This window comes from Segatella copri (assembly GCF_015074785.1).
Lineage (GTDB): Bacteria > Bacteroidota > Bacteroidia > Bacteroidales > Bacteroidaceae > Prevotella.
Genome location: NZ_CP042464.1, coordinates 1936469 through 1959968 on the forward strand (window position 1 = coordinate 1936469; position 23500 = coordinate 1959968).

Annotated in this window: 20 protein-coding genes, 1 tRNA gene and 5 pseudogenes; 16 read left to right on the forward strand and 10 right to left on the reverse strand. The window is 44.8% G+C overall.

The features are described from left to right. Positions 1–27: 27 nt before the first annotated feature. The 5 genes from potA to FO447_RS08435 all read left to right on the forward strand — a co-directional run bounded on the left by potA (position 28) and on the right by FO447_RS08435 (position 4703). Entirely contained in the window at positions 28–1431 is a 1404-nt protein-coding gene (potA, locus tag FO447_RS08415; RefSeq protein ID WP_200756041.1) for a polyamine ABC transporter ATP-binding protein, read from the forward strand. Between the two features lie 31 nt (positions 1432–1462). Then, complete coding sequence (locus FO447_RS08420) at positions 1463–2248, forward strand: ABC transporter permease (protein ID WP_234698956.1); 786 nt, start codon at positions 1463–1465, stop codon at positions 2246–2248. Between the two features lie 23 nt (positions 2249–2271). Then, entirely contained in the window at positions 2272–3066 is a 795-nt protein-coding gene (locus FO447_RS08425) for an ABC transporter permease (protein WP_118201306.1), read from the forward strand. Between the two features lie 80 nt (positions 3067–3146). After that, positions 3147–4454, forward strand: coding sequence for an ABC transporter substrate-binding protein (locus tag FO447_RS08430; protein ID WP_200758518.1), 1308 nt, complete (start codon positions 3147–3149; stop codon positions 4452–4454). 167 nt (positions 4455–4621) lie between these two features. After that, a tRNA-Tyr gene (locus FO447_RS08435) sits at positions 4622–4703 on the forward strand. Between the two features lie 102 nt (positions 4704–4805). Here the strand turns inward: FO447_RS08435 and FO447_RS08440 are convergent. Beyond that, on the reverse strand, positions 4806–6389 hold the full coding sequence (locus FO447_RS08440; protein ID WP_200756042.1) for an ATP-dependent DNA helicase: 1584 nt from the start codon (positions 6387–6389) through the stop codon (positions 4806–4808). 77 nt (positions 6390–6466) lie between these two features. Here FO447_RS08440 and FO447_RS08445 point away from each other — a divergent pair, with 77 nt between their 5' ends. The 3 genes from FO447_RS08445 to rsmD all read left to right on the forward strand — a co-directional run bounded on the left by FO447_RS08445 (position 6467) and on the right by rsmD (position 8386). Beyond that, positions 6467–6946 (forward strand): hypothetical protein, encoded by a 480-nt coding sequence (locus FO447_RS08445; protein WP_117693798.1) that lies wholly within the window; start codon positions 6467–6469, stop codon positions 6944–6946. A 5-nt stretch (positions 6947–6951) separates the two neighbouring features. After that, positions 6952–7761, forward strand: coding sequence for a DUF3822 family protein (locus FO447_RS08450; protein ID WP_117693931.1), 810 nt, complete (start codon positions 6952–6954; stop codon positions 7759–7761). Positions 7762–7849: 88 nt separating this feature from the next. After that, positions 7850–8386 (forward strand): 16S rRNA (guanine(966)-N(2))-methyltransferase RsmD, encoded by a 537-nt coding sequence (rsmD, locus tag FO447_RS08455; RefSeq protein ID WP_259299706.1) that lies wholly within the window; start codon positions 7850–7852, stop codon positions 8384–8386. A gap of 49 nt (positions 8387–8435) precedes the next feature. Here rsmD and cls read toward each other — a convergent pair whose 3' ends face one another. Then, on the reverse strand, positions 8436–9860 hold the full coding sequence (gene cls, locus FO447_RS08460; protein ID WP_117693800.1) for a cardiolipin synthase: 1425 nt from the start codon (positions 9858–9860) through the stop codon (positions 8436–8438). Positions 9861–9929: 69 nt separating this feature from the next. Beyond that, positions 9930–11891 carry a DNA primase gene (dnaG, locus tag FO447_RS08465; protein ID WP_200756043.1) on the reverse strand — a complete coding sequence of 654 codons (1962 nt, stop codon included), beginning with the start codon at positions 11889–11891 and terminating at the stop codon, positions 9930–9932. A gap of 207 nt (positions 11892–12098) precedes the next feature. Between dnaG and FO447_RS08470 the strand changes: the two genes are divergently transcribed. From FO447_RS08470 to FO447_RS08480, 3 genes are all read left to right on the forward strand, one after another. Continuing rightward, positions 12099–14657 (forward strand): glycosyl hydrolase 115 family protein, encoded by a 2559-nt coding sequence (locus FO447_RS08470; RefSeq protein WP_200756044.1) that lies wholly within the window; start codon positions 12099–12101, stop codon positions 14655–14657. Between the two features lie 137 nt (positions 14658–14794). Further along, positions 14795–15529, forward strand: a complete 735-nt coding sequence (locus FO447_RS08475) for a hypothetical protein (RefSeq protein WP_200756045.1) — start codon at positions 14795–14797, stop codon at positions 15527–15529. A 22-nt stretch (positions 15530–15551) separates the two neighbouring features. Beyond that, a complete protein-coding gene (locus tag FO447_RS08480) occupies positions 15552–16232 on the forward strand; it encodes a hypothetical protein (RefSeq protein ID WP_117663774.1) in 681 nt (226 codons plus the stop codon). A gap of 56 nt (positions 16233–16288) precedes the next feature. On the opposite strand, the pseudogene rhuM reads toward FO447_RS08480, so the two are convergent. From rhuM to FO447_RS16280, 7 genes and pseudogenes are all read right to left on the reverse strand, one after another. Further along, positions 16289–16960 (reverse strand): annotated as a pseudogene (rhuM, locus tag FO447_RS08485) (RhuM family protein); the annotation flags it as partial. 168 nt (positions 16961–17128) lie between these two features. Beyond that, positions 17129–18415: an IS1380-like element IS942 family transposase gene (locus FO447_RS08490; protein ID WP_055235773.1), complete on the reverse strand. Its 1287-nt coding sequence runs from the start codon at positions 18413–18415 to the stop codon at positions 17129–17131. A 115-nt stretch (positions 18416–18530) separates the two neighbouring features. After that, the gene (locus tag FO447_RS08495) at positions 18531–18893 is read right to left on the reverse strand and encodes a virulence RhuM family protein (protein WP_200758520.1); all 363 of its coding nucleotides are present in this window, start codon (positions 18891–18893) and stop codon (positions 18531–18533) included. A 280-nt stretch (positions 18894–19173) separates the two neighbouring features. Beyond that, a complete protein-coding gene (locus FO447_RS16015) occupies positions 19174–19383 on the reverse strand; it encodes a hypothetical protein (RefSeq protein WP_234698957.1) in 210 nt (69 codons plus the stop codon). Continuing rightward, complete coding sequence (locus tag FO447_RS16020) at positions 19380–19610, reverse strand: DUF4143 domain-containing protein (protein ID WP_234698958.1); 231 nt, start codon at positions 19608–19610, stop codon at positions 19380–19382. Before FO447_RS16020 ends, FO447_RS16015 begins: the two co-directional genes overlap by 4 nt. Beyond that, positions 19607–19855: a hypothetical protein gene (locus FO447_RS16025; protein ID WP_234698959.1), complete on the reverse strand. Its 249-nt coding sequence runs from the start codon at positions 19853–19855 to the stop codon at positions 19607–19609. The genes FO447_RS16020 and FO447_RS16025 overlap by 4 nt, the downstream gene beginning before the upstream one ends. Continuing rightward, positions 19794–20437 (reverse strand): annotated as a pseudogene (locus FO447_RS16280) (ATP-binding protein). Before FO447_RS16280 ends, FO447_RS16025 begins: the two are co-directional and overlap by 62 nt. Positions 20438–21029: 592 nt before the next feature. On the opposite strand from FO447_RS16280, the gene FO447_RS16040 reads away from it, so the two are divergent. The 5 genes and pseudogenes from FO447_RS16040 to FO447_RS16205 all read left to right on the forward strand — a co-directional run. After that, positions 21030–21197, forward strand: coding sequence for a transposase family protein (locus tag FO447_RS16040; RefSeq protein WP_234698962.1), 168 nt, complete (start codon positions 21030–21032; stop codon positions 21195–21197). 218 nt (positions 21198–21415) lie between these two features. Next, a complete protein-coding gene (locus FO447_RS16045) occupies positions 21416–21694 on the forward strand; it encodes an ISAs1 family transposase (protein WP_234698963.1) in 279 nt (92 codons plus the stop codon). Between the two features lie 52 nt (positions 21695–21746). Then, positions 21747–21935, forward strand: a pseudogene (locus tag FO447_RS16050) (ISAs1 family transposase); the annotation flags it as partial. 327 nt (positions 21936–22262) lie between these two features. Then, positions 22263–23098 (forward strand): annotated as a pseudogene (locus FO447_RS08510) (ISAs1 family transposase). Next, positions 23055–23243 (forward strand): annotated as a pseudogene (locus tag FO447_RS16205) (ISAs1 family transposase); the annotation flags it as partial. The pseudogenes FO447_RS08510 and FO447_RS16205, both read left to right, overlap by 44 nt. Positions 23244–23500 lie beyond the last annotated feature (257 nt).

Sequence of the window (23500 nt, forward strand, 5' to 3'; positions counted from 1 at the left end):
AACTTTGCACGCAAATTTACAACAAAAATGAACAAGACAGCACAACATATCATAGATATTAAGAATGTGTCGAAAAGATTTGGCGAGAAAACAGCCCTCAACAACATCAATCTCTATGTGAGAAAGGGCGAATTTATGACCATTCTGGGTCCTTCGGGATGCGGAAAAACGACATTATTAAGACTTTTGGCAGGGTTTGAAACCGCCAGCGAAGGCATCATTACCATCGCCGGCAACGATATTACTAACCTTCCTCCTTACAAGCGAAATGTAAACACGGTATTCCAAAAATACGCTCTGTTCCCTCATCTCAACGTTTACGACAATATCGCCTTCGGTCTGAAACTCAAGAACACACCGAAGGAAGAGATTTTGCCAAAGGTGAAACGTGCCCTGAAGATGGTAAACATGAGTGATTATGAATATCGTGATGTCAACTCGCTTTCGGGCGGTCAGCAGCAGCGTATCGCCATCGCCCGTGCCATCGTCAACGAACCGGAAGTTCTTCTCCTTGATGAACCGCTTGCAGCACTCGACCTCAAGATGCGTAAAGACATGCAGCTGGAGCTGAAGCAGATGCACGAACGCCTGGGCATTACCTTCGTATACGTTACCCACGACCAGGAAGAAGCCCTCACCCTGAGCAATACCATCGTGGTGATGAGCGAGGGAGAGATACAGCAGATAGGTACGCCTACCGATATCTACAACGAACCAGCCAATGCTTTTGTTGCTGACTTTATCGGCGAGAGCAATATTCTCTGCGGAACGATGGTCCACGACTGTCTGGTGAATGTGGCAGGTACTGAACTGCCTTGTGTAGACAAGGGCTTCGGCTGCAATCAGGAAGTGGATGTCGTGATACGTCCTGAGGATATCGAAGTTTCCACCGATACCGCCCATGCCCAGTTTGTGGGCAAGATAACCTCTTCTATCTTCAAGGGAGTACACTACGAGATGCTGGCAGAAAACGAGAAGGGCTACGAATTTCTCATCCAGAACTACAAGCATTTCGAAGTAGGACAGACGATAGGAATGAGCGTGATACCCGACAATATTCACATCATGAAGAAGGAGCGCATCACCAATACCTTCGATGCAAAGATAAACGGCGACGGAACGATAGAATTCCTGGGCTGCGAATACCAGATGGAGATTCCGGCAGAAATGAAGGACAAGATTCAGACCGATGAAAACGGAAACGAAACCATCCGGGTGAACGTGCCTTTCAACAAGATAGACCTCTTCGACAACGAGAGCGAAGGAACCTTTACAGGCGACATCAGCTTCATTCTCTACAAGGGCGACCACTATCATCTCACCATCGATACCGACTGGGGCGAGAAGCTCTATGTAGATACACAGGATGTATGGGATTTGGGCGATCATGTGGCCATCACCATTCCTCAGGAGAATATTTCGTTTGAATAAAAATTATTAATTCCTAATTATCAATTATAAATTGAACATTATCAAGTTTATCTCTTCGCGACAAAGCTGGTCGATACCTTACGCCATCTTTGCTGCGATATTTGTGGTACTGCCATTGCTTCTCATCGTAGTGTTCGCATTTACCGATGAGAACGGAGCCCTGACGCTCTACAACTTCCAGAAGTTTCTGGCACACCCCGAAGCCATCAACACCTTTGTGTATTCGATAGGCATCGCCTTTCTCAACACCCTGCTCTGCATTCTGCTGGGCTATCCGGCCGCCTATATTCTGACACAAACCAGAATGAAGTATGCCAACACCATCATCATGCTCTTCATTCTGCCGATGTGGGTAAACATCCTGGTGCGCACACTTGCCACCGTGGCCCTCTTCGATTTTGCCGACCTTCCGCTGGGTGAGGGCGCCCTCCTGTTCGGTATGGTCTACAACTTCATCCCATTCATGATTTACCCTATCTACAACACCCTGCAGAAGATGGACCGCAGCTATATCGAAGCAGCCGAAGACCTGGGCGCATCACCTTGGCAGCAGTTCTATAAGGTCATCCTGCCCCTCTCCATGCCGGGCGTAGCAAGTGGCATCCTGATGGTATTCATGCCAACCATCTCTACCTTCGCTATCTCCGAACTGCTGACGATGAACAACATCAAGCTCTTCGGTACCACCATCCAGGAGAACATCAACAATTCGATGTGGAACTACGGTGCAGCCCTCTCGCTCATCATGCTCTTCCTCATCGGCGCCTCTACCCTCATCGCAGGTGATGGCAGTAAACAGGAAGGAGGTATCAGATGATGCAGTCATTATTCAGTAAGGATATGATGAAAAAAGTATTCTGCCAAGGCTATCTCTGGTTGCTCCTGCTGCTACTCTACTCCCCTATCTTCATCATCATCATCTTCTCGTTTACCGAAGCCAAGGTGATGGGCAACTGGACAGGTTTCTCGCTGCAGCTCTACAAGAATCTCTTTGCCGAAGGTACACACCATTCGCTCACAGCGGCACTGGTCAATACCGTAACCATCGCCCTGATTACCGCAACCGTATCCACGCTCTTCGGAACCCTGACTGCCATCGGCATCTACAACCTGCGCAACCGCTATGCACGTAATGCCATCCAGTTTGTCAACAACATTCCGATACTCAACGGCGACATCATCATCGGTATCTCGCTCTTCCTGCTCTTCATCACGCTGGGCATTCCGCAGGGCTATACTACCGTGGTACTCTCACATATCACCTTCTGTCTGCCATACGTTATCCTGAGTGTGATGCCAAGACTGAAGCAGATGAATCCGAACCTCTATGAGGCGGCACTCGATCTGGGCGCCTCTCCGATGCAGGCACTTCGCAAGGTCATTATCCCAGAGATATTGCCGGGTATGATTTCCGGTTTCATGCTTGCCATCACGATGAGTATCGATGACTTCGCCGTCACCATCTTCACGATAGGTAACGAAGGTCTGGAAACCCTCTCCACATTCATCTATGCCGATGCCAGAAAGGGAGGACTGACCCCAGAACTTCGTCCGCTGAGTACCATCATCTTCGTACTGGTACTGGTGATGCTGATTATCATCAACAAACGTTCTGAGAAAAATAAGAAGAAATGAGAATGAAGAACAAGATATTTTTAGGAGTCAGTGGAGTAAAAGGAGTTAAGGCCATCGTCTTTCTCTTTCTTTGCCTGCTGATGATTCTGCCGCTCTCTTCCTGTTACAACAAAGAGAACCGCGAGGAGATTCTGAAGGTTTACAACTGGGCTGATTATATAGATGAAGACGTTCTTGCCAACTTCCCGAAATGGTATGAACAGCAGACCGGCAAGAAGATCCGAGTCATCTACCAGACCTTCGACATCAATGAGGTGATGCTTACCAAGATAGAGCGAGGTCATGAAGACTACGACGTGGTATGCCCGTCAGAATATATCATCGAGCGCATGCTCCGCAAAGACCTTCTCCTACCTATCGACACCGCCTTCGGCAAGACGCCCAACTATATCTGCAACGTATCACCATACATTGTTGAGCAGATAGATGCCACCTCCAACAATGGCCGCATCGCCCACCATTATGCCGTACCTTACATGTGGGGAACCTGTGGCATCCTATATAATAAGGTGCACGTACCTATAAATGATGCACAGACCTGGGGAACATTATGGGACAGAAAATATCAGGGCAAACTCCTGATGAAGGATTCCTACCGCGACTCCTATGGCACCGCCCTCATCTGGGCACACCGTAAAGACCTGGAAACAGGCAAGGTGACCGTACCACAGCTGATGAACGACTATTCACCCGCTGCCATAGCCGCAGTAGAGAAAGAGTTGAAAGCTCTGAAGCCAAACATTGAAGGATGGGAAGCCGACTTCGGCAAGGAGACCATGACCAAAGGCAAAGCCTATCTCAATATGACCTGGAGCGGTGATGCCGTCTGGGCTATTGAAGAAGCCGGAAAAGTAGGTGTAGAACTGGGATATGAGGTACCGAAAGAAGGAAGCAATGTATGGTTCGACGGTTGGGTAATCCCTAAATATTCCCGCAATCCGAAGGCTGCCGCCTATTTCATCAACTATCTCTGTCAGGAAGACGTGGCACTCGCTAATATGGAGACTACAGGATATGTGAGCAGCGTGGCAGGCCAAAAGGTATTAGAAGCTATGAGCGATACTGAGGTTTATCCCCAACCTGTAAATCTAGCCTACTTCTTTGGCGAGGAAGGCAGGAATGCCCATCTCAACCCTATCATGTATCCAGACAGCAGCATAGTAGCCCGATGCGCCATGATTCATGATGCCGGCGATCATACTCCCGAGGTATTGGATATGTGGTCGAAGGTGAAGGGCGACAATCTGGGCGGCGGCATCGTTATCTTCCTGCTGGCCGTAGTCCTTGCCCTCACGGTATTCGTTGCCATCAAGAAGTATGAACATTACAAGCACAGAAGGCTGTCGAGGAAACACCGCAGAAGACATGTGGTAAAGGTAAAAGGGTAAAAAGGTAAAAAAGTAAAAGGGGAAAAAAGTAAAAGAGAGGGGGAAAACCTATTTTATAGGGGAAAAAGAACATTTTTTGAAGGAAAAGAGAAAAAAGTGTCGAAAAAATTTGGTAATATCAAATAAAAGCATTACCTTTGCACTCGCTTTTGAGATATAAAGCTTTTGGGTAGTTACCAGAGTGGCCAAATGGGGCAGACTGTAAATCTGCTGGCTATGCCTTCGGTGGTTCGAATCCATCACTACCCACTTTTCCCAAAAAATAACTCAAAAATTTAAGAGTCCGACTTTCGAGAGAGAGCCGGACTTTTTCTTTTCATACAAATTCTGAACAAAAGAAGAAGAGTAATATCACTCTCCTTCTATCTGCGTATTTGGCCAATTCACCAGATATAGCATTTCTGTGGCTCGGGTAAATGCAGTATAGAGCCAGTGGATATAATCGGGAGTAAGCATATCATCCGTCATATAGCCCTGGTCTACATAGACATGCGACCACTGTCCTCCCTGCGCTTTATGACAGGTAACGGCATAGGCAAACTTCACTTGCAGAGCATTGAAATACGGATCCTGCCGGATTGCCTTCATACGGTCTGCCTTCAGGGGTATGTCCTGATAATCTTCCTCTATCTTATGGAAAAGCTGCTCTTGCTGATCATGGGTCAAAGCAGGAGCCTCACTCGTCAATGTATCCAGCAATACCGTAGCCTCCAGTTCATAATTGTCATAATCGGGGAATTTCAACAGAAGGGTGGCAAAATGGAAACCATAGAGGTCGATGCGACGGCTCACCTTCATCACCTTCGCCCTATCTCCATTAGCCAGGAAAGCAGGAAGTTCGTTACTTTGAACTTCTTTACTTTGAACTTTGAACTTGGAACTCGGAACTTTATGATTAGTTAAACTATTAAATTGGCTTTCTATTCGGCCGCCGAACGCAGTTTCTTCACTCTTCACTCTTCGTTCTTCACTTAATTCCCTTTCCTTTATCTTCTTTCTTTCTTCCTCCATCCAATAATAATTGTTCTTCACAATCATCAGCATGTCGCCACTCTCCAGTTCCTCTTCCCTATCAAGAACCATGTTGCGGATGCCCTGGTTGAAGATGTTGGCGCGCTTGTTGCTACGAGTCACAACAATGGTATCGTCCAGTCCTACATGATGATAACTGTCGCCAAGAGCCTCGATGAGTTCTGCACCCGGCATCTCCCTGATATCCGAGAAACCGGAGAAACGGATTTTAGGCAGTTGGGTAATGTCATCGTGGGTAATCATCTGACGGATGCGGGTAGCATTAAAGAGGATGCCCGACTGCTGACTCTGACGGACTACTTCGTTCAAATCGCACTCATAAACCGACAGTCCATACCCCTGGAGCATCGCTGCAGAAAGAGCTGGTGATTCTTCCTCACCAACAGGAGGCAACTGTGCCTTATCGCCAATCAGCAAGAGGCGGTCGTTACGTCCCTGATACACAAAATGAATCAGATCATCTAGCAGACAGCCGCTACCAAAGGTGGTTCCGCCCAATCCCAGATTGGCAATCATCGAAGCCTCATCCAGCATGAAAAGCGTATCAGTATAGAGATTATCATTGAGATTGAACTGTCCATCCACTCCGGCAAACGCCTTTTCGCGATAGATGCGGCGATGAATGGTATAGGCAGGCATCCCGCTGTTCAGAGAGAAGACCTTAGCCGCCCTACCCGTAGGAGCAAGGAGCATCACCTTCTGGCGAACAGCACGGAGCGTACGGACGATAGCACCCGAGAGTGATGTCTTACCGGTACCCGCACTACCCCGGAGAATCATCACAGCATGAGGATTACTATCCGTCATAAACTGCACGAAAACATCGAGCGCCTGAGCCTGTTCTGGGGTTGGCGGAAAGCCAAATTGCTGTAATATCTGATATTTTAACTCTTCAATGTTCATATTTCGAAAACTTTTAGTATCTTTGCAGAAAATTTACTGCACCTATTTGCTGTGCAAAAGTAATAATACTTTTTGAAATGAGAAAAAGAATAAAGAATAATTATATTTTGGGAGCATGCGTCATCATCATGATGCTACTCTGTATTCTGAGTGTGAGCCAGCCCATCCGCTTCCAGAAAGCCATGGCTAGCAGAGAAGCAGAGGTGAAGGAGAAACTGATGCAGATACGTCAGGCTGAAGAGAAATACAAGGCGAAACACGGCGTATATACAGGCGATTTTCCGACACTGGTAAAAGGCAAGTACTTACAGGAAGATGCCCAATACATTCCCTATGCCGACGGTAAGAAGTTTACACTCGCTGCCACGGTTATCGTAGGAAAAAGCGGTAAGCAGATTCCGGTGATGGAATGTGGGGCCGGTTATGAAACCTTCCTCGACGGACTCGATGAAGGTTCCATCCAGCAGAAGATAGAGGAGGCCAACTATGCCGGCAGCTATCCCGGACTCAAGATAGGCGATTTAACGACAGATAATAACAACGCAGGTAATTGGTAACAGATATGCAAATAAAAGGTAACAACATTCAGCAAGCACGACTCACCATCCGCGTGAGCAGAAACACCCTCAGTTTTTCGGTAGTTGACCGTGAAGCTGAGCATCAGCTCATCTATGAACCTTATACAGTAAAGAGTGGTGTTTCGATGGCAGCCAACTTGCGTCAGGCTTTCAAGGAGAGTGCTCTCCTGCAGCGGGGATACCAGAAGGTACGCGTATATCTCGATTCGCCTATCCTGCTGGTTCCTATCGAAGAATTTCATGAAGAGGATATCGATGTGCTCTATCAGCATGCCTTCAACAGTCATAACAGCGATGCCATTCTCTACAGAGTGCAGCCGGAACTGAATGCGGTAGCGGTATTCCCTATCAACAAGGATTTGAAGATGGTGGTAGAAGACAACTTCAAGGATGTCCGCTTCACACCTATCATGCAACCGATGTGGCACTATCTGCATCATCGCAGTTTCACCGGTATTCACCGCAAGCTCTATGTTTATTTCCACGACAAAAAGCTGGACGTTTTCGGTTTCGAGAAGAACCGTTTCAAATTCTTCAACTCGTTCAATGCCGAGCATGCCAAGGATGCCCTCTATTTCATTCTCTATGTATGGAAGCAGTTAGGATTCAACCAGATGCAGGATGAGTTGCATGTATCAGGCAATGTTCCTGATAAGGATTGGTTCCTCTACAACACGAAACTCTACATCAAGAAGACCTTCATTCTGAATCCTGCCGCCGAATTCAACCGTGCGCCTATCACAGAGATTAAAGGTCTGCCATTCGATTTAATGGCACTGTACTTAAGTAAGTAAGACAAGAGTTGATAGTTAAAAGTTGATAGTTAAGAATTCAACAGAATAGCTTATCATAAAGTTCAATGTTCAACATTCAAAGTTCAAAATAAATATGAGAATCATAACAGGACAATATAAGGGACGCCATTTCGACATTCCACGTTCGTTTAAGGCACGTCCGACAACAGATTTTGCAAAGGAGAACATCTTTAATGTGCTGCAGGGATATATTGATTTCGAAGATACCTCTGCCCTCGACCTTTTTGCCGGTACGGGCAGCATTTCGCTCGAACTGGTATCACGAGGCTGCAGCCGGGTAATCAGCGTAGAGGCCGACCGCGATCATGCCAACTTCATACGCCAATGTTTCCAGAAGTTGGGCGAAGACAAGGATATTCTGATTCGTGGTGATGTATTCCGTTTTCTGAAGACCTGCAAGCAGAAGTTTGACTTTATCTTTGCCGATCCTCCATACGCCCTAAAGGAGTTGCCGCAGATTCCAGACCTCGTTCTGAATGGCGACTATCTCAACGAAGGAGGCATCTTCGTCTTTGAGCATGGCAAAGACTATGATTTCTCCGAGCATCCACGATTCCTGGAGCACAGAAGTTACGGAAGCGTAAACTTCTCAATATTCAGATAGAAAAAAATCCCCGTTTGCACCAGACAAGATGCAAACGGGGATTTATTCGTTACAACAGCGGCGAGAGTAATCTTACCGTACTCTCGAAAAGGCGCTGCAGGAACGGACGTTTTACGAAATAAGATACATCATCTACCAGGATGCTCTTCGCCTCATCTCGCAGATAGACAGCCTTCACGCGCTGTGCCATCCCCTCATCAAAGAAGAATGCATTCGCTTCGAAATTATTCTCAAAACTTCGGAAGTCGATATTCGTACTGCCTATCGTACAGAGATTATCATCACTTACGAGCAATTTACTATGATTAAAGCCTGCCGTATAGAGATAAACCTTTACGCCAGCCTCTATCGCCTCCATCACATACGAACGTGATGCCCACTCAACCAGTTTGGCATCAGCATGACGGGGCAACATCAGACGGATATCCACACCCGCCAGAGCTGCTGTTCGCATGGCAAACAAAACCGGTTCAGTTGGCAGGAAATAAGGCGTTTCCATATACACATACTTCTGGGCCTGAAGCAGGATGCGGACATAGCCCTGCATGATATCAGGCCAAGGACTGATAGGACTGCTCGTAACTATCTGTACGAGACAATTGTTGCGGATATGCGCACTGACCGGCGGATAATACTGACGATTGGTAACCAACGTACGATCTACGAAATACCAGTCTACCAGAAAGGCTCTCTGAATGGCGTAAACGCCACCGCCCTCAATACGGAGATGCGTATCGCGCCAAGCCTGTTTCTTATCACCCTTCACATAGCGCAGAGCTATATTCATGCCACCGATAAAGCCCACTTTACCATCTATGACACAGAGTTTGCGGTGGTTACGATAGTTTACCTTACTCGTAAAAGCCGGAAAGCGGACTGGCATGAACGAATGTACATCAATGCCTGCATCACGCATACGTTCAAAGAATTCATCCTTCACCTTCCAGCAGCCTACATCATCATAAATCAGTCGCACCTCCACTCCCTGCTCTGCCTTATCAATCAAGGCATCAGCTATCAGATATCCCAAGGCATCGGCTTCGAAGATATAGGTATCGAGATGAATATGATGCTTTGCCTGTCCTATATTATATAATAAGGTAAGGAAGAAATCGTAGCCATCAGTATAAATATCCACCTGATTATCTTTAAAAGGCAGCGCCCAACTCTGGTTGGCAAAGAGATTCATCAGCGGTTTATTGCTGTCTGGCAGGTGAAGATTCTCCTGCTCTACGAACTCGAGCATGGAGCGCTTGGTGAGCTGGTCCATGCTGCGGTCGCTGATAAGCCGTTCCTTGCGGGTATTCTGTCCGAAGAAGAAATAAAAGATGATACCCACAAAGGGGATGAAGAAGAAGACCAATATCCATGCCATCGTCTTGGCGGGCTGACGATTGTCCATCAAGACGGTAATGATAGCCGGAACGGTTATCACGACATAAAGCAACAGATATATCCAGTGAAAATAAATCATATAGCATTTCTCCTTTTAAATCTCTAATACTTCATTACAGAGTTCCTCCCCACAGGACAGGAGTTCCGGTTAATTGAAGATATTGTTTGCCTGGCTCGCCAGAAGCGTGTTCATCTGCTTGAGTTTCATAAACTCCTGCAGAAGTTCACGATTGGTCGGATTCTTGGCAAACTCCTGCTGAACCTCAATAATACGCTGAGCAATATAATGAGTACGGAAGCTCAAGATGTCTTTAAAGACAAACTGACGGAGTTTATCGGCGCTCATCTTCATCTGCAGACTAGCCGTAGATACCTCCTGGGCACCTGTAGGCAAACCAGCCAACCTGCTGATTTCCGGATTCGGATGATTGGCAAAATAAGTTTCGGCGACAAAATCATCTTCTTTTTCCAGATGCTCCACAGCCTCCTGCATAATCTGATTATATAAATCATTATGAAACTTAAAGCCATCTCCACCCAAATCAAGACTGATATACTGGGCCACAGCTACCTCCACATCATTTCCGTCTACATCCTGTACCGTGATGAGCTGGTCGCCATGATGAATAATCAACTGTACCAGAAGTCCTTCTACCTCCAGGAGTTTATCCAGTGGGGTAACCGCTCTCATCGCTGATTGCGCCTGCTGCGCTGCCGCTACAGGCGAATCTTTCAATCCCGCTGCACGTCGCTCTGCCTTTACCTGCTCACTCATACCGTTGCGCACAAAATTGTTCAAGGCATTCACGATGATTGCCTCATTCACGCCCAAACGGTGAGAACAGTCTGTGATATAAGAAGCGCGCGTTATCTGATTCTTGATTTTAGAGATGCTCTCTACAATCGAATTGATAGCCTGGCTTCGCTTTACAGGGTCTGTCACGCCGCGTAGCAGAATATCGGTTTTAAACTGTATGAAGTCGGTCTGATTCTCCTGAATATATCTTCTGAAATCCTCTGCCGAATGACTGCGGGCGAAACTGTCAGGGTCATTACCATCAGGGAGAAAGAGCACCTTTACGTTCATCTCTTCTTCAAGCAGCATATCGGTACCTCTCAGCGCAGCATGAATACCCGCTTTATCGCCATCATAGAGAAGAACGATATTACTGGTAAAGCGGTGCAGCAGTCTAATCTGATGCACGCTCAGCGCTGTACCCGAGTTGGCCACTACATTTTCGATGCCACACTGATGCATCGAGATAACATCGGTGTATCCTTCCACCATAAAGACACAATCCTCCTTGGCTATCGCCTTCTTGGCCTGATAGAGTCCATAGAGTTCGCGCTCCTTATGATAGATAACGCTATCAGGCGAGTTGACATATTTCTGGCTGATGCCCTTGGTTCTGCTGTCGAGCACTCGTCCGCCAAAAGCCACCACCTTGCCGCTCACGCTGAACCAGGGGAAGATGGCTCTGCCCGAGAAACGGTCAAGAATCTTATCCTCACCCGACTTATTGCCGGCTTCGTCCTTATCCACCTTGAAGCAGAGTCCCGTATCAACCAGATATTTCGGATTATAGCCAGCCGCCTTAGCCGCTTCAGCAAGAGCAGTACGCTTAGGGAGCGCAAAACCCAACTGGAATTTTCTGATGATATCATCTCTGAAACCTCTTCCTCGGAAATAGGCCATACCGATAGCGATGCCATCCACATCATGCAGGAGGATATCCTGAAAATATTTCGCCGCCCAATCGTTGACGATAAACATGGATTCCCTTTCGCTCTCGCGCTGTTTTTCTTCATTGGTCAGTTCCCGCTCCTGAATCTCAATTTTATATTTCTTGGCGAGCCAGCGAAGGGCATCGGGATAGGTCATCTGTTCCAGTTCCATCAGAAAGTTGATTGCATTGCCTCCCTTTCCGCAGGTAAAACAATGACAGATACCTCTTGTAGGAGATACTGAGAAAGATGGATTGGAATCGTTATGAAAAGGACACAAGCCGACATAATTGATGCCACGCTTCTTGAGCGTAACAAATTCAGATACCACCTCTTCTATCTTGGTGGCATCCATAATTTTTGCTATCGTCGGTCTGTCTATCATTATATATATTCTTTTTTCTGTTTTTACTATGCAAAATTACTATTTTTCTTTGAAAACACAAAGAGAAACGGACAGAAAAGTAAAAATGAAACATATTAAAATCTAAAGGTTACATAAAATAAAGTACATTCGGATAGTTTTGACTACCTTTGCAACCGGCAAAAATACATTGCTGACAATCGGAAAATAACAACAAGATAAATAAACATGAAACTAAACAACATCAAGCGAACATTCCTGGCAAGCGCTGCCCTGCTCTCAACTATCAGCATGAGCGCAGCCGACAGATTTGTGAATTTCAAGCAAGGAGACTTGCTACTGAATGCCAACAACCGAGTAGAAATCTACATGGATACCAACGACTGCAAGGGAGTGAGCTATGCTGCTCATGCCCTGCTGAAAGATATCAAAAGTGTGAGTGGAGCCACAGCCACCCTCACCTCGGATGCCGGTTTTCTGAAAAAAGCCGACACTGTCCGACCAGCTATCCTCGTAGGTACCATCGGCCATTCAGCAGCCATCGACCAACTGGTGAAACAGAAGCGCATCAACGGAAATCTGCTGAAAGGCAAACGTGAAAAGTTTATCATCACGCTCATAGATGGTCAGCTCGTCATTGCTGGCAGCGACCGACGAGGCACCATCTACGGCATCTACGAACTCTCGCAGCAGATGGGCGTTTCGCCTTGGTACGACTGGGCAGACGTACCTATAGAGCACCACGATTCCATTTTCGTAAACAAAGGAATCTATACAGATGGCGAACCAGCCGTACGTTATCGCGGCATCTTCCTCAACGATGAGGCACCTTGCCTAACGTCATGGGTAAAGAACACCTACGGCATCGGATATGGCGACCACCGTTTCTATCAACGCGTCTTCGAACTGGTATTGCGACTGAGAGGTAACATGATGTGGCCTGCCATGTGGGGCTGGGCTTTCTATGCCGATGACCCTGAAAACGAGAAGACGGCAGATGAGATGGGCGTAGTAATGAGCACCTCCCATCATGAGCCGATGGCACGCAACCATCAGGAATACGCCCGCAACCGAAAGGGATGGGGACCTTGGAACTATCAGAAGAACAAGGCTAACCTGCAGAAGTTCTTCCGTGAGGGAATAGAGCGCATGAAAGGAACTGAACAGATTGTAACCATCGGAATGCGCGGCGACGGCGATGAAGCGATGAGCGAAGAGGCAGATACGAAGCTGATGACCAACATCATCAATGACCAGCGTAATATTATCGCTGACGTAACCGGCAGGAAGGCTAGCGAAACCCCACAGGTTTGGGCACTATATAAAGAGGTATTGGATTACTACGACAAGGGCATGAAGGTGCCTGATGACGTAACCCTCCTGCTCTGCGATGACAACTGGGGTAACGTGCGCCGTGTGCCGAATGCCAAGGAACGCAAGCACAAAGGCGGTTGGGGATTGTACTATCACGTAGATTACGTAGGTGCTCCAAGAAACTCAAAGATGCTCAACGTTACTCCTGTGCAGAATCCTTGGGAGCAGTTGACGCTTGCTTACGAGAATGGCATCGACCGTCTCTGGATTCTCAATGTTGGCGATCTCAAGCCGATGGAATATCCTATCAGCCAGTTTATGGACATGGCTTGGAATCCACGTAAATACGATGTAAACAACATCACCCGCCATACCCGCGACTGGTGCGCACAGCAGTTTGGTGAATCGCAGGCCGATGAAGCTGCCCGCATTCTGAACCTCATCTGCAAGTACAACGGCCGCTGCACCCCTGAGATGCTCGACAAGAACACCTACAGTCTGGAAAATGGAGAATGGCAGGAGGTGGTAAATCAGTATCTCCAGCTCGAAGCCGATGCGCTGCGCCAGTACAACAGTCTGCCGGCATCCTATCACGATGCCTATCGCCAGATCATCCTCTTCCCTATCGAGATGATGAGCAATCTGCACCAGATGTACTTTGCCCAGGCACAGAACCATGCCCTCTACAAGCAGGGCAATCCAAAGGCGAATGTATGGGCTGATGAATGCGAGCGCCTCTTCAAGCGCGATTCACTCATCTGCGACTATTACAATCATAAGATGGCTGGCGGCAAGTGGAACGGAATGATGACCCAGAAGCATATCGGCTATAAGAGTTGGAATGATGATTTCGAGAAGGATACCTGTCCGGAGCTCTTCCGGATATCAGCTTCCGAGGCTCCCGTTATCGCCGAACACAACGGTGTGGTGGAAATCGAAGCACCTTTCTTCGCATCGAAAACCGATGCTACTCCTCAAGGCAAGGAGAAGGAGGGCGCCAAGTGGGTCCAGATTCCGTTCATGGGCAAGAGCCTTGCCGGAATGACGCTTATGCCATACACCAAGGGCGTGAAGGGCGCCAGCATCACCTATCAGTTCAAGATGAATGCCCTGGCACGAAATGCCGCTTCATCCAACACCGCAGACAGCAAGAAGGTGCGCATCCACGTCATCATCAAGTCAACCCTGGATTATCAGAACAAGGGCGGCATGACCTATGGAGTAAGCGTAGATGGAGCCGAGCCGGTCATCGTCAACTTCAATCATGATCTGAACGAGAAGCCGGAGAATATCTACGACATCTACTACCCTACGGTAGCCACCCGCATCATCGACAAGGTGATAGAAGTAGAGCTACCAGCCACCGGCGACGGTATCCATACGCTCACCCTGACGCCTAACAACCCAGCCATCATCTTCGAGAAGATCGTGATAGACGGAAGAGGAGGGAAAGGGAGAGTCAAGGTAATATAAAGGTATAATATAATAATAAGGTTATAGGCACGCCCCCGAAAGGATGCGTGCCTATTTTTATAAAAAAAATGGTTAATTCATTTGGTAATTAGAAAGTTTCCTCGTATATTTGCAAAAATTATCAAGAGAAATCGCTTATGTGTAAATTTGAAGAAATAGAAGGTTGGCGTCTTTCCAATGGCAAGACCATCCGAGAGATCAAAAATGCCGTACATGAGAAGATAAATTTGGGGCGAATATATCTCATCATTAGCATTTTGCTTGCTTATATGGGAACTATTAGCATGCAAGCTCAATCATGCGAGGGTCGAGTGTACCTAAAGAATGGTATCCAGCAACTCTATGAAAGTAATGACCGAATAGACTTGCCACGCAAGAAAAAGGATGTTCAAGTTTATAGAAACTTCTTTTCTCGCCAATGCACTAGCGATGTGATTCCTTTCGCCAACATTGATTCTGTAGTGGTGTGGAATGCCACCTCCAAGCAAAACGTACGCACACTTGTTCCTTTGGAAAATGTGGGATGGAGTTGGCTATATATCAACCACCCACGATTGCAAGTCTATATTTATGCCTCCCAAGGTTATTCCGTGACGGACATGGGAGGAATGAAAGCTAGGCAATGTAACACAGCAGCAGCAATGTTTTTCATCCCAAGCAAGACGGCTTGCGACTTCTATGTCAGACAGACTGATGGCAAGCTTATATGTCTGGGAGATACCTATAAGAAATGCGACAAATCCTTTATCCGAGAACTTTGCCACTGTGTAGAACTTTCGCAGGAATGGGAAAAGAAACTCATTGGACTAGGTGAACACAACCGAAGTTCTATGATACAACGAGTGATAGAAGTATTAGATGACAAACAATAAATAACAACTAAAAGGAAACAATATGAAAGCAATGAAGTTTTGGCTGCTCATGGCAGTAATGGTGGTAGCGATAGCTGCACACGCTCGCAAGAATGACGACCCAGAAATGCGTCATGTTCGCCTCACTATGATGGATGGCAAACAGATAGAGGGCTACATTCCTAAGAAGTACATGGGGTGGGCGCTAGAATATCAAGTAAGACTTGCCGAGAATCCAGATGGCAAAAAAGCCAAGAAGTACGATGCTGAGAAAGTAAGCAAGATGGAATGGCTTGCACTCACCGAGGAACACCCTGAAGGCGAAGTGTGGGAACATTGCCAAACGATAGCACGTAATTCGATTAGGGCTGTAAAAGAGGATCGCCTTATGGAACTCCTTTACCGCGGCAAGAATGCATCTGTCTATCAAGTTCACGTATTTCTGCCTGGCAATGGCATAAACACAGGAAACTCTTGGGCTACTTGGTATGCACTGAAGCCTAATGGACAGGAAAGGGCATTTATTCTTTACAATGCAACGCTTGGCAAAATGGGAAGTCTGGATAGACAATTCAAGGATCAAAAGGAATATGAGGGACTGAAGGATTACATTCTTGAATGGTGGAACAAAGATAAGTCTTTAGCTAGGAAGCAACTGAATGATGGTGTAGCTATCTTTAGCCATATCTATGATGAATGGAAAGCAGCTTCCAGTAAACAATAATAGTTCCTGCGGAGGGCACTTTCGTGCCCTCCGCAGGAACTATTCAGAACGTTACATTAATGATTTTCCCCCGATTGTCTTCCCTTGCGCTTTGCAATTTTTCCCAAAGCATTGATGGATTCAAGATAAGCCTCCTCTACTGGAGTTAATACCTTTACCTGATATTTTCGATACTCAGCTATAGCTTTGTCCATTGCTTCTTCATGGCTGATACTTCCCGATCCCTTCAACAAAGGTCGCCCTGTGGATTGCAGGATAGTATCAAGTTGTTTCACATAATCCATCATATAGACTGGGCGATGCTCCATTGCCATAATCTCGGCAAAATCAAAATAACCGGAAACAAGATTATTGAGTATCTTCAGCTCATTTTCTTTCAGATAGTTCTTGGCTATTTTGATGTCTTTGATAGCTGGCAGTTCGCCCTCAAATGTCGTCAAGCCCATAAATGGTTTGTCGGCATCCGCACGCTCATAGATAACTTCTGCCGCTGTATGCCCATGAGCAGCATAGTGCAACTTATTTTGCACGATTTTAAAGAAAAGCTTTGAGGCATCAGTTCGAGGGTCATAGTCAACACTTGTGGCATAGATATCCAGAACTTGTCGATAGAGCACCTTTTCTGACGAACGAATATCACGGATACGGTCAAGCAACTCTTTCCAATAGTTGCCACCACCAAGATTTTTGAGTCGTTCATCGTCCATCGTAAACCCTTTTACGATATACCTCAAATCCGCAACCTATAGGGTTTAGTGGGATTTTGCTTGCAAAGCGACAAAATTCATTTTATTGTACATATTTCTTGCACAACAGAAATGTCGCAGACACAAAATCCCCTTACCCCATAAAGCGACTTGAGGTAATACGCTGGTTTAACCAGAAAAGCATGGTCTTTAACCAAAGTCTGTCTTGAACAGGTTGGCATAAGCATTGTTGTCTGAGTAAATATTCAATACATGCCTACGTGATGTCTTAATCCATTTCGCAGGAACAGAGATGAACTTGAAAACAAAGGTCTTGATTCTGCTGGTGGCACGCAATCCAAATTCATGGGTTTTCAATCTCTGCATAATAGCTTTGTAGAAGTTTCTGATGAGAGCTGTCATAAGCAGGAATACAGTATTCTGTGCCATGAACGATTTTGGCAATCGATTCCAGCCAAAGCCATTGTTCATGTCATCGAAGATGCGTTCCTTGCCACCACGAAGATTGTAGAATTCCACGATGTCTCTTGCACTCGACTTGTAATCGTTAGTCAGTATACATCTGTAGGTATATTCGCCTTCCCAAATGTCAAGGTCTCCATCTATTCGCCTTTGTCTCTGTATGACAAGACGATACGGTTTTCCTTTCCATTTCTCAACAAGGATGGAATTCAGCTCAAATTCAATACCGTTGATTTCAACAGTTTTCCATCCAGTCAAGGCAAACATGGAATCGTAGAAGGAAGAGCATCTGTTGGCACGAATATAAAAATGCCTGCAATGAGCCTCTACCATATCTACGATTTCCTCCGAGCATGAGCCGCAATCCATGCGGGCACGGGATATATATACTTCTGATGCCTCCAGTCGCTTGAAGATTCTTTCCAAAGTCTCTCTTTGGTTGAAGCGCACGTTTGTGTTGCCGTCTCTATTTTCAATACCGACAATCATGTCGTTAATGACTGCCACACCTGGACTATAGCCCAGGAACTTCTTGTAGGTTGGTTTTGCATCATGCTTCTCTGTTTCAATGAACTGATGGTCAAAGTCAAAATCATACTCTTGACCGGATTTCAATTGACCAGTAGCAAGCAGGGCTTTGATCAATAAGCAGTTCATCTTGTCTGCAGTATTGAAATCATAGGAGTTGCCAGAAGCAGATTTATAGGTGATGTTCTTACAAGTCAGTTCTTCGATAGCACGCAATATGGTGTCTGCGCTGCAAGTGCGAAGAGTTGGATGAAGAGACAAATGTTTCATCAAGTGAGTTGTAACATCCTCAATACATGAGCCGCCACAAAGATATACGCACATCAGAGAGCGTAGAATTTCGCTATATTGATAACCAAACATAGTGCATCTCAATCCCAAGGTGGAATCTATGGTTTGAGCTAAAAGAGCATCAAATTGCTCCATAATAGAAAAAATTCCTCCAAAAGGAGTGAGTTTCTCAGATTTTATTTGTATCTTTGCCATGTCATATTAGAGTTTTGCTTGTCTTCTTTTCGCAACACTAAGGTAAGTGAAAATTCTGACATGGCAAAATCCTGGGCAACTTTTTGTTGCTCAGGCACTTATAAATAATGTTAAACTATAGTGTTGCGGAATTAAGGATATACTCATTCAGTCGCTCTGTAGCCCATTGACGGAAACGTGTGCCTTGAATAGATTTTACACGATAGCCCACAGATATGATAACATCAAGGTTGTAGAACTTCACTTCTTTGCTTTGGGTTTTTCCTGCCATAGCACCATGCTGAGTGGTTATTCGGAATTTCCGAACAACCACTTTTTCATCAAGTTCTCCCTCTTTAAAAATATTTGATATATGTTCTACTATCGTAGACTTACTCTTATTAAACAAGGAGGCGATTTGATCTTGGTTTAGCCAAACCGTCTTATTCTCCAATCTCACATCAAGCTTCACGCCATCATCAGATTGGTAGATGATCATTTCTCCCAAATCAGTTTGGGGTGCGTCCTCCCATTTATAGCCACAATCCAAGCAAAGATGCAGTACACCCTCTGTCTGCACATTGTCAGAATTGCACTTGGACATTTTATATTATTATTCATCATTGTTTCGTCTTTGTTATTATCTAAGTCAAAAAATGATATTCTTGTATGACTTATGCTTAGACATTATTATTTTTCCATTTCCTTTCTTTGAAAGCAGGATGTCACCCTTCTGATAAGCAACAACAGTCCCGACATTAGGATCACTTTTTTCTATTTCACTTCTCTCTCAACATCCATTCCCACGTAGGAAGAACATGAACCTGCTTGCCATCTATCTCAAGTTCTTCCTTCTCCTCCATCGTAAGAATATATCCCTCAGCCAAGCCATAAGCATTCATGGCTTCCATCAGCCCCTCGATTTCCCACTTGCGAGTTTTCTCGTCATTCATCACTATCGTTACTTGATAAGCCTTCATGATTCTCATGCCCTCTCTACAACAAAGTCGCACTCCTTCTTATCTGCATGATAAAAAACATCATATCCGCGGCGTTTCAACTCGATGAATACGATGTTTTCCAACTTCACTCCCATATTGTCGGTGGCATTGAAGCCAATGCGACTCACGATGGCATTGTCGATGAAGTAAATCTTCTTCGGGTTCAGCATCTGCACCTTTACCGATGGCGAATACTTCATGAGCTGGAATATCATATAGGTTTGCTCGATGTACTCCAATAGTTTTTGACAGTTTCGGAATGACGAATGCCCACTATCTTACCCAGTGAGGTATAGGTAATGCGCTTCGTGGCATTGCTGGCGAGATAAAAGATGAGTTCCTGCATCTCCTTATCATTGGTCAACCCATTACGAGCCATCACATCACGGAAGATGATGCTATCGTAGAGTGACGAGAGGTAAACGAGTGGATGGCGACTGGAGATACTTAGGAAATCCACCTTTCTCCAAATATTCCTTGAAATGCCCCAAGAGGATGGCACGCTTGCTGGTTAGATAAAAGTCCTTGGCTTCCAGCTGCACCTTTGCCAACTGCAAGTATTCTTGAAAGGAAAAAGGGAAAATCTCCACTGCGATATAACGCCCCGTGAGATGAGTGCCAAGCTCTCTACTCAGCATCCGGGCATTTGATCCAGTTACAATCACCTTATTGCCTTCGTTGTAGAGACGGCGCACAAAGGTCTCCCAGCCCTTCACATTCTGTATCTCATCAAAATAATAGGTATGCTGCTCACCAAAGAGTTCGAAGAAACATTCTTGTAATGTTTGGAAATCTGCCACAGTAAAGTTGACCAGTCGCTCATCATCAAAATTGAAAAGAAGTCTTGCTCCGGCAATTTACTGCGCATTTGCTGGAGCAAAACAGACTTTCCACAACGTCTTATACCAGTAATAATTAGTATCTCCGTTGTGGTAAGCCACTCTTCCTCAATAGTTCTCGGAACCGTATCTTGTGCTATATTCTTGCAGTATTCCTGCTGCTCAATATGATTTTCTTCAATAACTCTTTCATGTTCAAACATTTAACTCGCCTACAAAGATACAATATTTTATGATAAACACCAAGAATATTCTCCTTTTATTCATTCCGAATGAGCAATTTCTATTTTTTTCGCTCATTCAGAATGAGTAATTCAGGGCAAAACCGCTCATTCCGAATGAGTATTTCTTGAAACAGACAAGGGTAAGATGGTAATAATATTGTGACTTATATGATGCAAGGAAGCAACCATAACGATGCTAGGAAGCAATTATAACGATGCAAGAAAGCAATTATAACGATGCAAGAAACCCTTATTTGTGATTGCATGACATTTGGCATGTGATTATACGACACTTATCATACGGTCGGATGACAATGCCGTATAATCACATGACATTATACCAATGTTAAATAAACCTAATAGTTCAGGGCAGACGCATTAAATATTTATTCGTTAACATCTGCGTTGTGCAGTTGTAACTTACTGAATATTAACATTATATATTTGTATATATGAAATATTTTTGTACCTTTGTAAAGAAATAATTAACAAATAAAAGGTACAAAATGAGCATTATTAAGTTATCTAAACAAATAGCCGACCCACGAGTTCGGGTCGAACTGTCCATAAAATGGAACATATCATTTACATTACAATCGCTGCGGTAATTGCAGGAGCTCAATCTTGGAACGAAATTGCAGAGTTTGGAAAAAGTAAGTTAGACTTCTTCAAAAGCGTTTGCAGGGGTTGGAGACTATTCCAAGCCATGACACCTTCAATCGTTTCTTTTTATCTTTGATCCAAAAGGATTTGAAGAGATCTTCAGAAACCGGGTTAGAGAAATTGTAGGGGAAGTCAAAGGTGTTGTTGCCATTGATGGCAAGCTTATGCGTGGATCAAGCAAGTGTGATGCCGAGCACACTATTGGTCAAGCTGACTTCCGCACATGGATCGTATCTGCTTGGTCAGCAGACAACAGCATATCACTTGGGCAAGAGAAAGTCGGTGAAAAAACAAATGAAAACGGTCGTTCCCAAGTTGCTTAGTGCTATAGACGTGTCAAATGCCATTGTGACAATAGATGCTATGGGATGCCAAACTTCTATAACAGAGAAAATCATAGAAGGCAAGGGGGACTATATTATCGCCTTGAAGGAAAATCAGAAGAAAAGTTACGAATTTGCTAAGGACATGATTTACGAGCATGAGTATAGAGGCAATTGTAATGTAGTGACAAAACATTATTCCTTTATGAGGGACATGGTCGTCAGGAAGAAAGAACCTGCATTGTTGTAAGCTATGGGGACATAATGCAGAGAATGTTTAAGAACAGGTTTGTTGGGTTAAGGTGTTGTCGGGATTACCTCAAGAATCTGTTGCGACATCTGGTGAAACATCTGAGGAAACAAGATACTATATAACTTCCTTAAGTAATGAAGACCCCGAAAAGATAGCAAGCGCCATTAGGCAACATTGGTCCATAGAAAACAACTTGCATTGGCAATTGGACATTACTTTCAGAGAAGACGAAAGTAAGAAAGTCAAAAATGCAGCGAGGAACTTCTCTACCATAAGCAAAATGGTCCTCTCCATCTTGAAAAATGACAAGACGACCAAGGGAAGTCTCAACCTGAAAAGATTGAAGGCAGGCTGGGATGAAGAGTACCTGTCAAAACTTTTGGAGGGCAGCGCAATTTAATGCGTTTGCCCTGCCTAATAGTTTCAGGGCAGACGCATTAAATATTTTATTCGTTAACATCTGCGTTGTGCAGTTGTAACTTACTGAATATTAACATTATATATTTGTATATATGAAATATTTTTGTACCTTTGTAAGAAATAATTAACAAATAAAAGGTACAAAATGAGCATTATTAAGTTATCTAAACAAATAGCCGACCCACGAGTTGCGGGTCGAACTGTCCATAAAATGGAACATATCATTTACATTACAATCGCTGCGGTAATTGCAGGAGCTCAATCTTGGAACGAAATTGCAGAGTTTGGAAAAAGTAAGTTAGACTTCTTCAAAAAGCGTTTGCAGGGGTTGGAGACTATTCCAAGCCATGACACCTTCAATCGTTTCTTTTCTATCTTTGATCCAAAAGGATTTGAAGAGATCTTCAGAAACTGGGTTAGAGAAATTGTAGGGGAAGTCAAAGGTGTTGTTGCCATTGATGGCAAGCTTATGCGTGGATCAAGCAAGTGTGATGCCGAGCACACTATTGGTCAAGCTGACTTCCGCACATGGATCGTATCTGCTTGGTCAGCAGACAACAGCATATCACTTGGGCAAAGAAAGTCGGTGAAAAAACAAATGAAATCACGGTCGTTCCCAAGTTGCTTAGTGCTATAGACGTGTCAAATGCCATTGTGACAATAGATGCTATGGGATGCCAAACTTCTATAACAGAGAAAATCATAGAAGGCAAGGGGGACTATATTATCGCCTTGAAGGAAAATCAGAAGAAAAGTTACGAATTTGCTAAGGACATGATTTACGAGCATGAGTATAGAGGCAATTGTAATGTAGTGACAAAACATTATTCCTTTAATGAGGGACATGGTCGTCAGGAAGAAAGAACCTGCATTGTTGTAAGCTATGGGGACATAATGCAGAGAATGTTTAAGAACAGGTTTGTTGGGTTAAGGTCTGTTGTCGGGGATTACCTCAAGAAGATCTGTTGCGACATCTGGTGAAACATCTGAGGAAACAAGATACTATATAACTTCCTTAAGTAATGAAGACCCCGAAAAGATAGCAAGCGCCATTAGGCAACATTGGTCCATAGAAAACAACTTGCATTGGCAATTGGACATTACTTTCAGAGAAGACGAAAGTAAGAAAGTCAAAAATGCAGCGAGGAACTTCTCTACCATAAGCAAAATGGTCCTCTCCATCTTGAAAAATGACAAGACGACCAAGGGAAGTCTCAACCTGAAAAGATTGAAGGCAGGCTGGGATGAAGAGTACCTGTCAAAACTTTTGGAGGGCAGCGCAATTTAATGCGTTGCCCTGCCTAATAGTTTACACCAAAAGATACAAGTTATCACATTATATTATATTTGCATCATCTTTCATAGAAGACAAAGAATATAGAA

Coding starts and splice junctions, on each gene's coding strand:
- potA (WP_200756041.1), top strand. CDS start 28: ATGAACAAGACAGCACAACATATCATAGATATTAAGAATGTGTCGAAA.
- FO447_RS08425 (WP_118201306.1), top strand. CDS start 2,272: ATGATGAAAAAAGTATTCTGCCAAGGCTATCTCTGGTTGCTCCTGCTG.
- FO447_RS08430 (WP_200758518.1), top strand. CDS start 3,147: ATGATTCTGCCGCTCTCTTCCTGTTACAACAAAGAGAACCGCGAGGAG.
- FO447_RS08440 (WP_200756042.1), bottom strand. CDS start 6,389: ATGAACATTGAAGAGTTAAAATATCAGATATTACAGCAATTTGGCTTT.
- FO447_RS08445 (WP_117693798.1), top strand. CDS start 6,467: ATGAGAAAAAGAATAAAGAATAATTATATTTTGGGAGCATGCGTCATC.
- FO447_RS08450 (WP_117693931.1), top strand. CDS start 6,952: ATGCAAATAAAAGGTAACAACATTCAGCAAGCACGACTCACCATCCGC.
- cls (WP_117693800.1), bottom strand. CDS start 9,860: ATGATTTATTTTCACTGGATATATCTGTTGCTTTATGTCGTGATAACC.
- dnaG (WP_200756043.1), bottom strand. CDS start 11,891: ATGATAGACAGACCGACGATAGCAAAAATTATGGATGCCACCAAGATA.
- FO447_RS08470 (WP_200756044.1), top strand. CDS start 12,099: ATGAAACTAAACAACATCAAGCGAACATTCCTGGCAAGCGCTGCCCTG.
- FO447_RS08475 (WP_200756045.1), top strand. CDS start 14,795: ATGTGTAAATTTGAAGAAATAGAAGGTTGGCGTCTTTCCAATGGCAAG.
- FO447_RS08480 (WP_117663774.1), top strand. CDS start 15,552: ATGAAAGCAATGAAGTTTTGGCTGCTCATGGCAGTAATGGTGGTAGCG.
- FO447_RS08490 (WP_055235773.1), bottom strand. CDS start 18,415: ATGGCAAAGATACAAATAAAATCTGAGAAACTCACTCCTTTTGGAGGA.
- FO447_RS08495 (WP_200758520.1), bottom strand. CDS start 18,893: ATGATCATCTACCAATCTGATGATGGCGTGAAGCTTGATGTGAGATTG.
- FO447_RS16015 (WP_234698957.1), bottom strand. CDS start 19,383: ATGAGAATCATGAAGGCTTATCAAGTAACGATAGTGATGAATGACGAG.
- FO447_RS16020 (WP_234698958.1), bottom strand. CDS start 19,610: ATGATATTCCAGCTCATGAAGTATTCGCCATCGGTAAAGGTGCAGATG.
- FO447_RS16040 (WP_234698962.1), top strand. CDS start 21,030: ATGGAACATATCATTTACATTACAATCGCTGCGGTAATTGCAGGAGCT.
- FO447_RS16045 (WP_234698963.1), top strand. CDS start 21,416: ATGAAAACGGTCGTTCCCAAGTTGCTTAGTGCTATAGACGTGTCAAAT.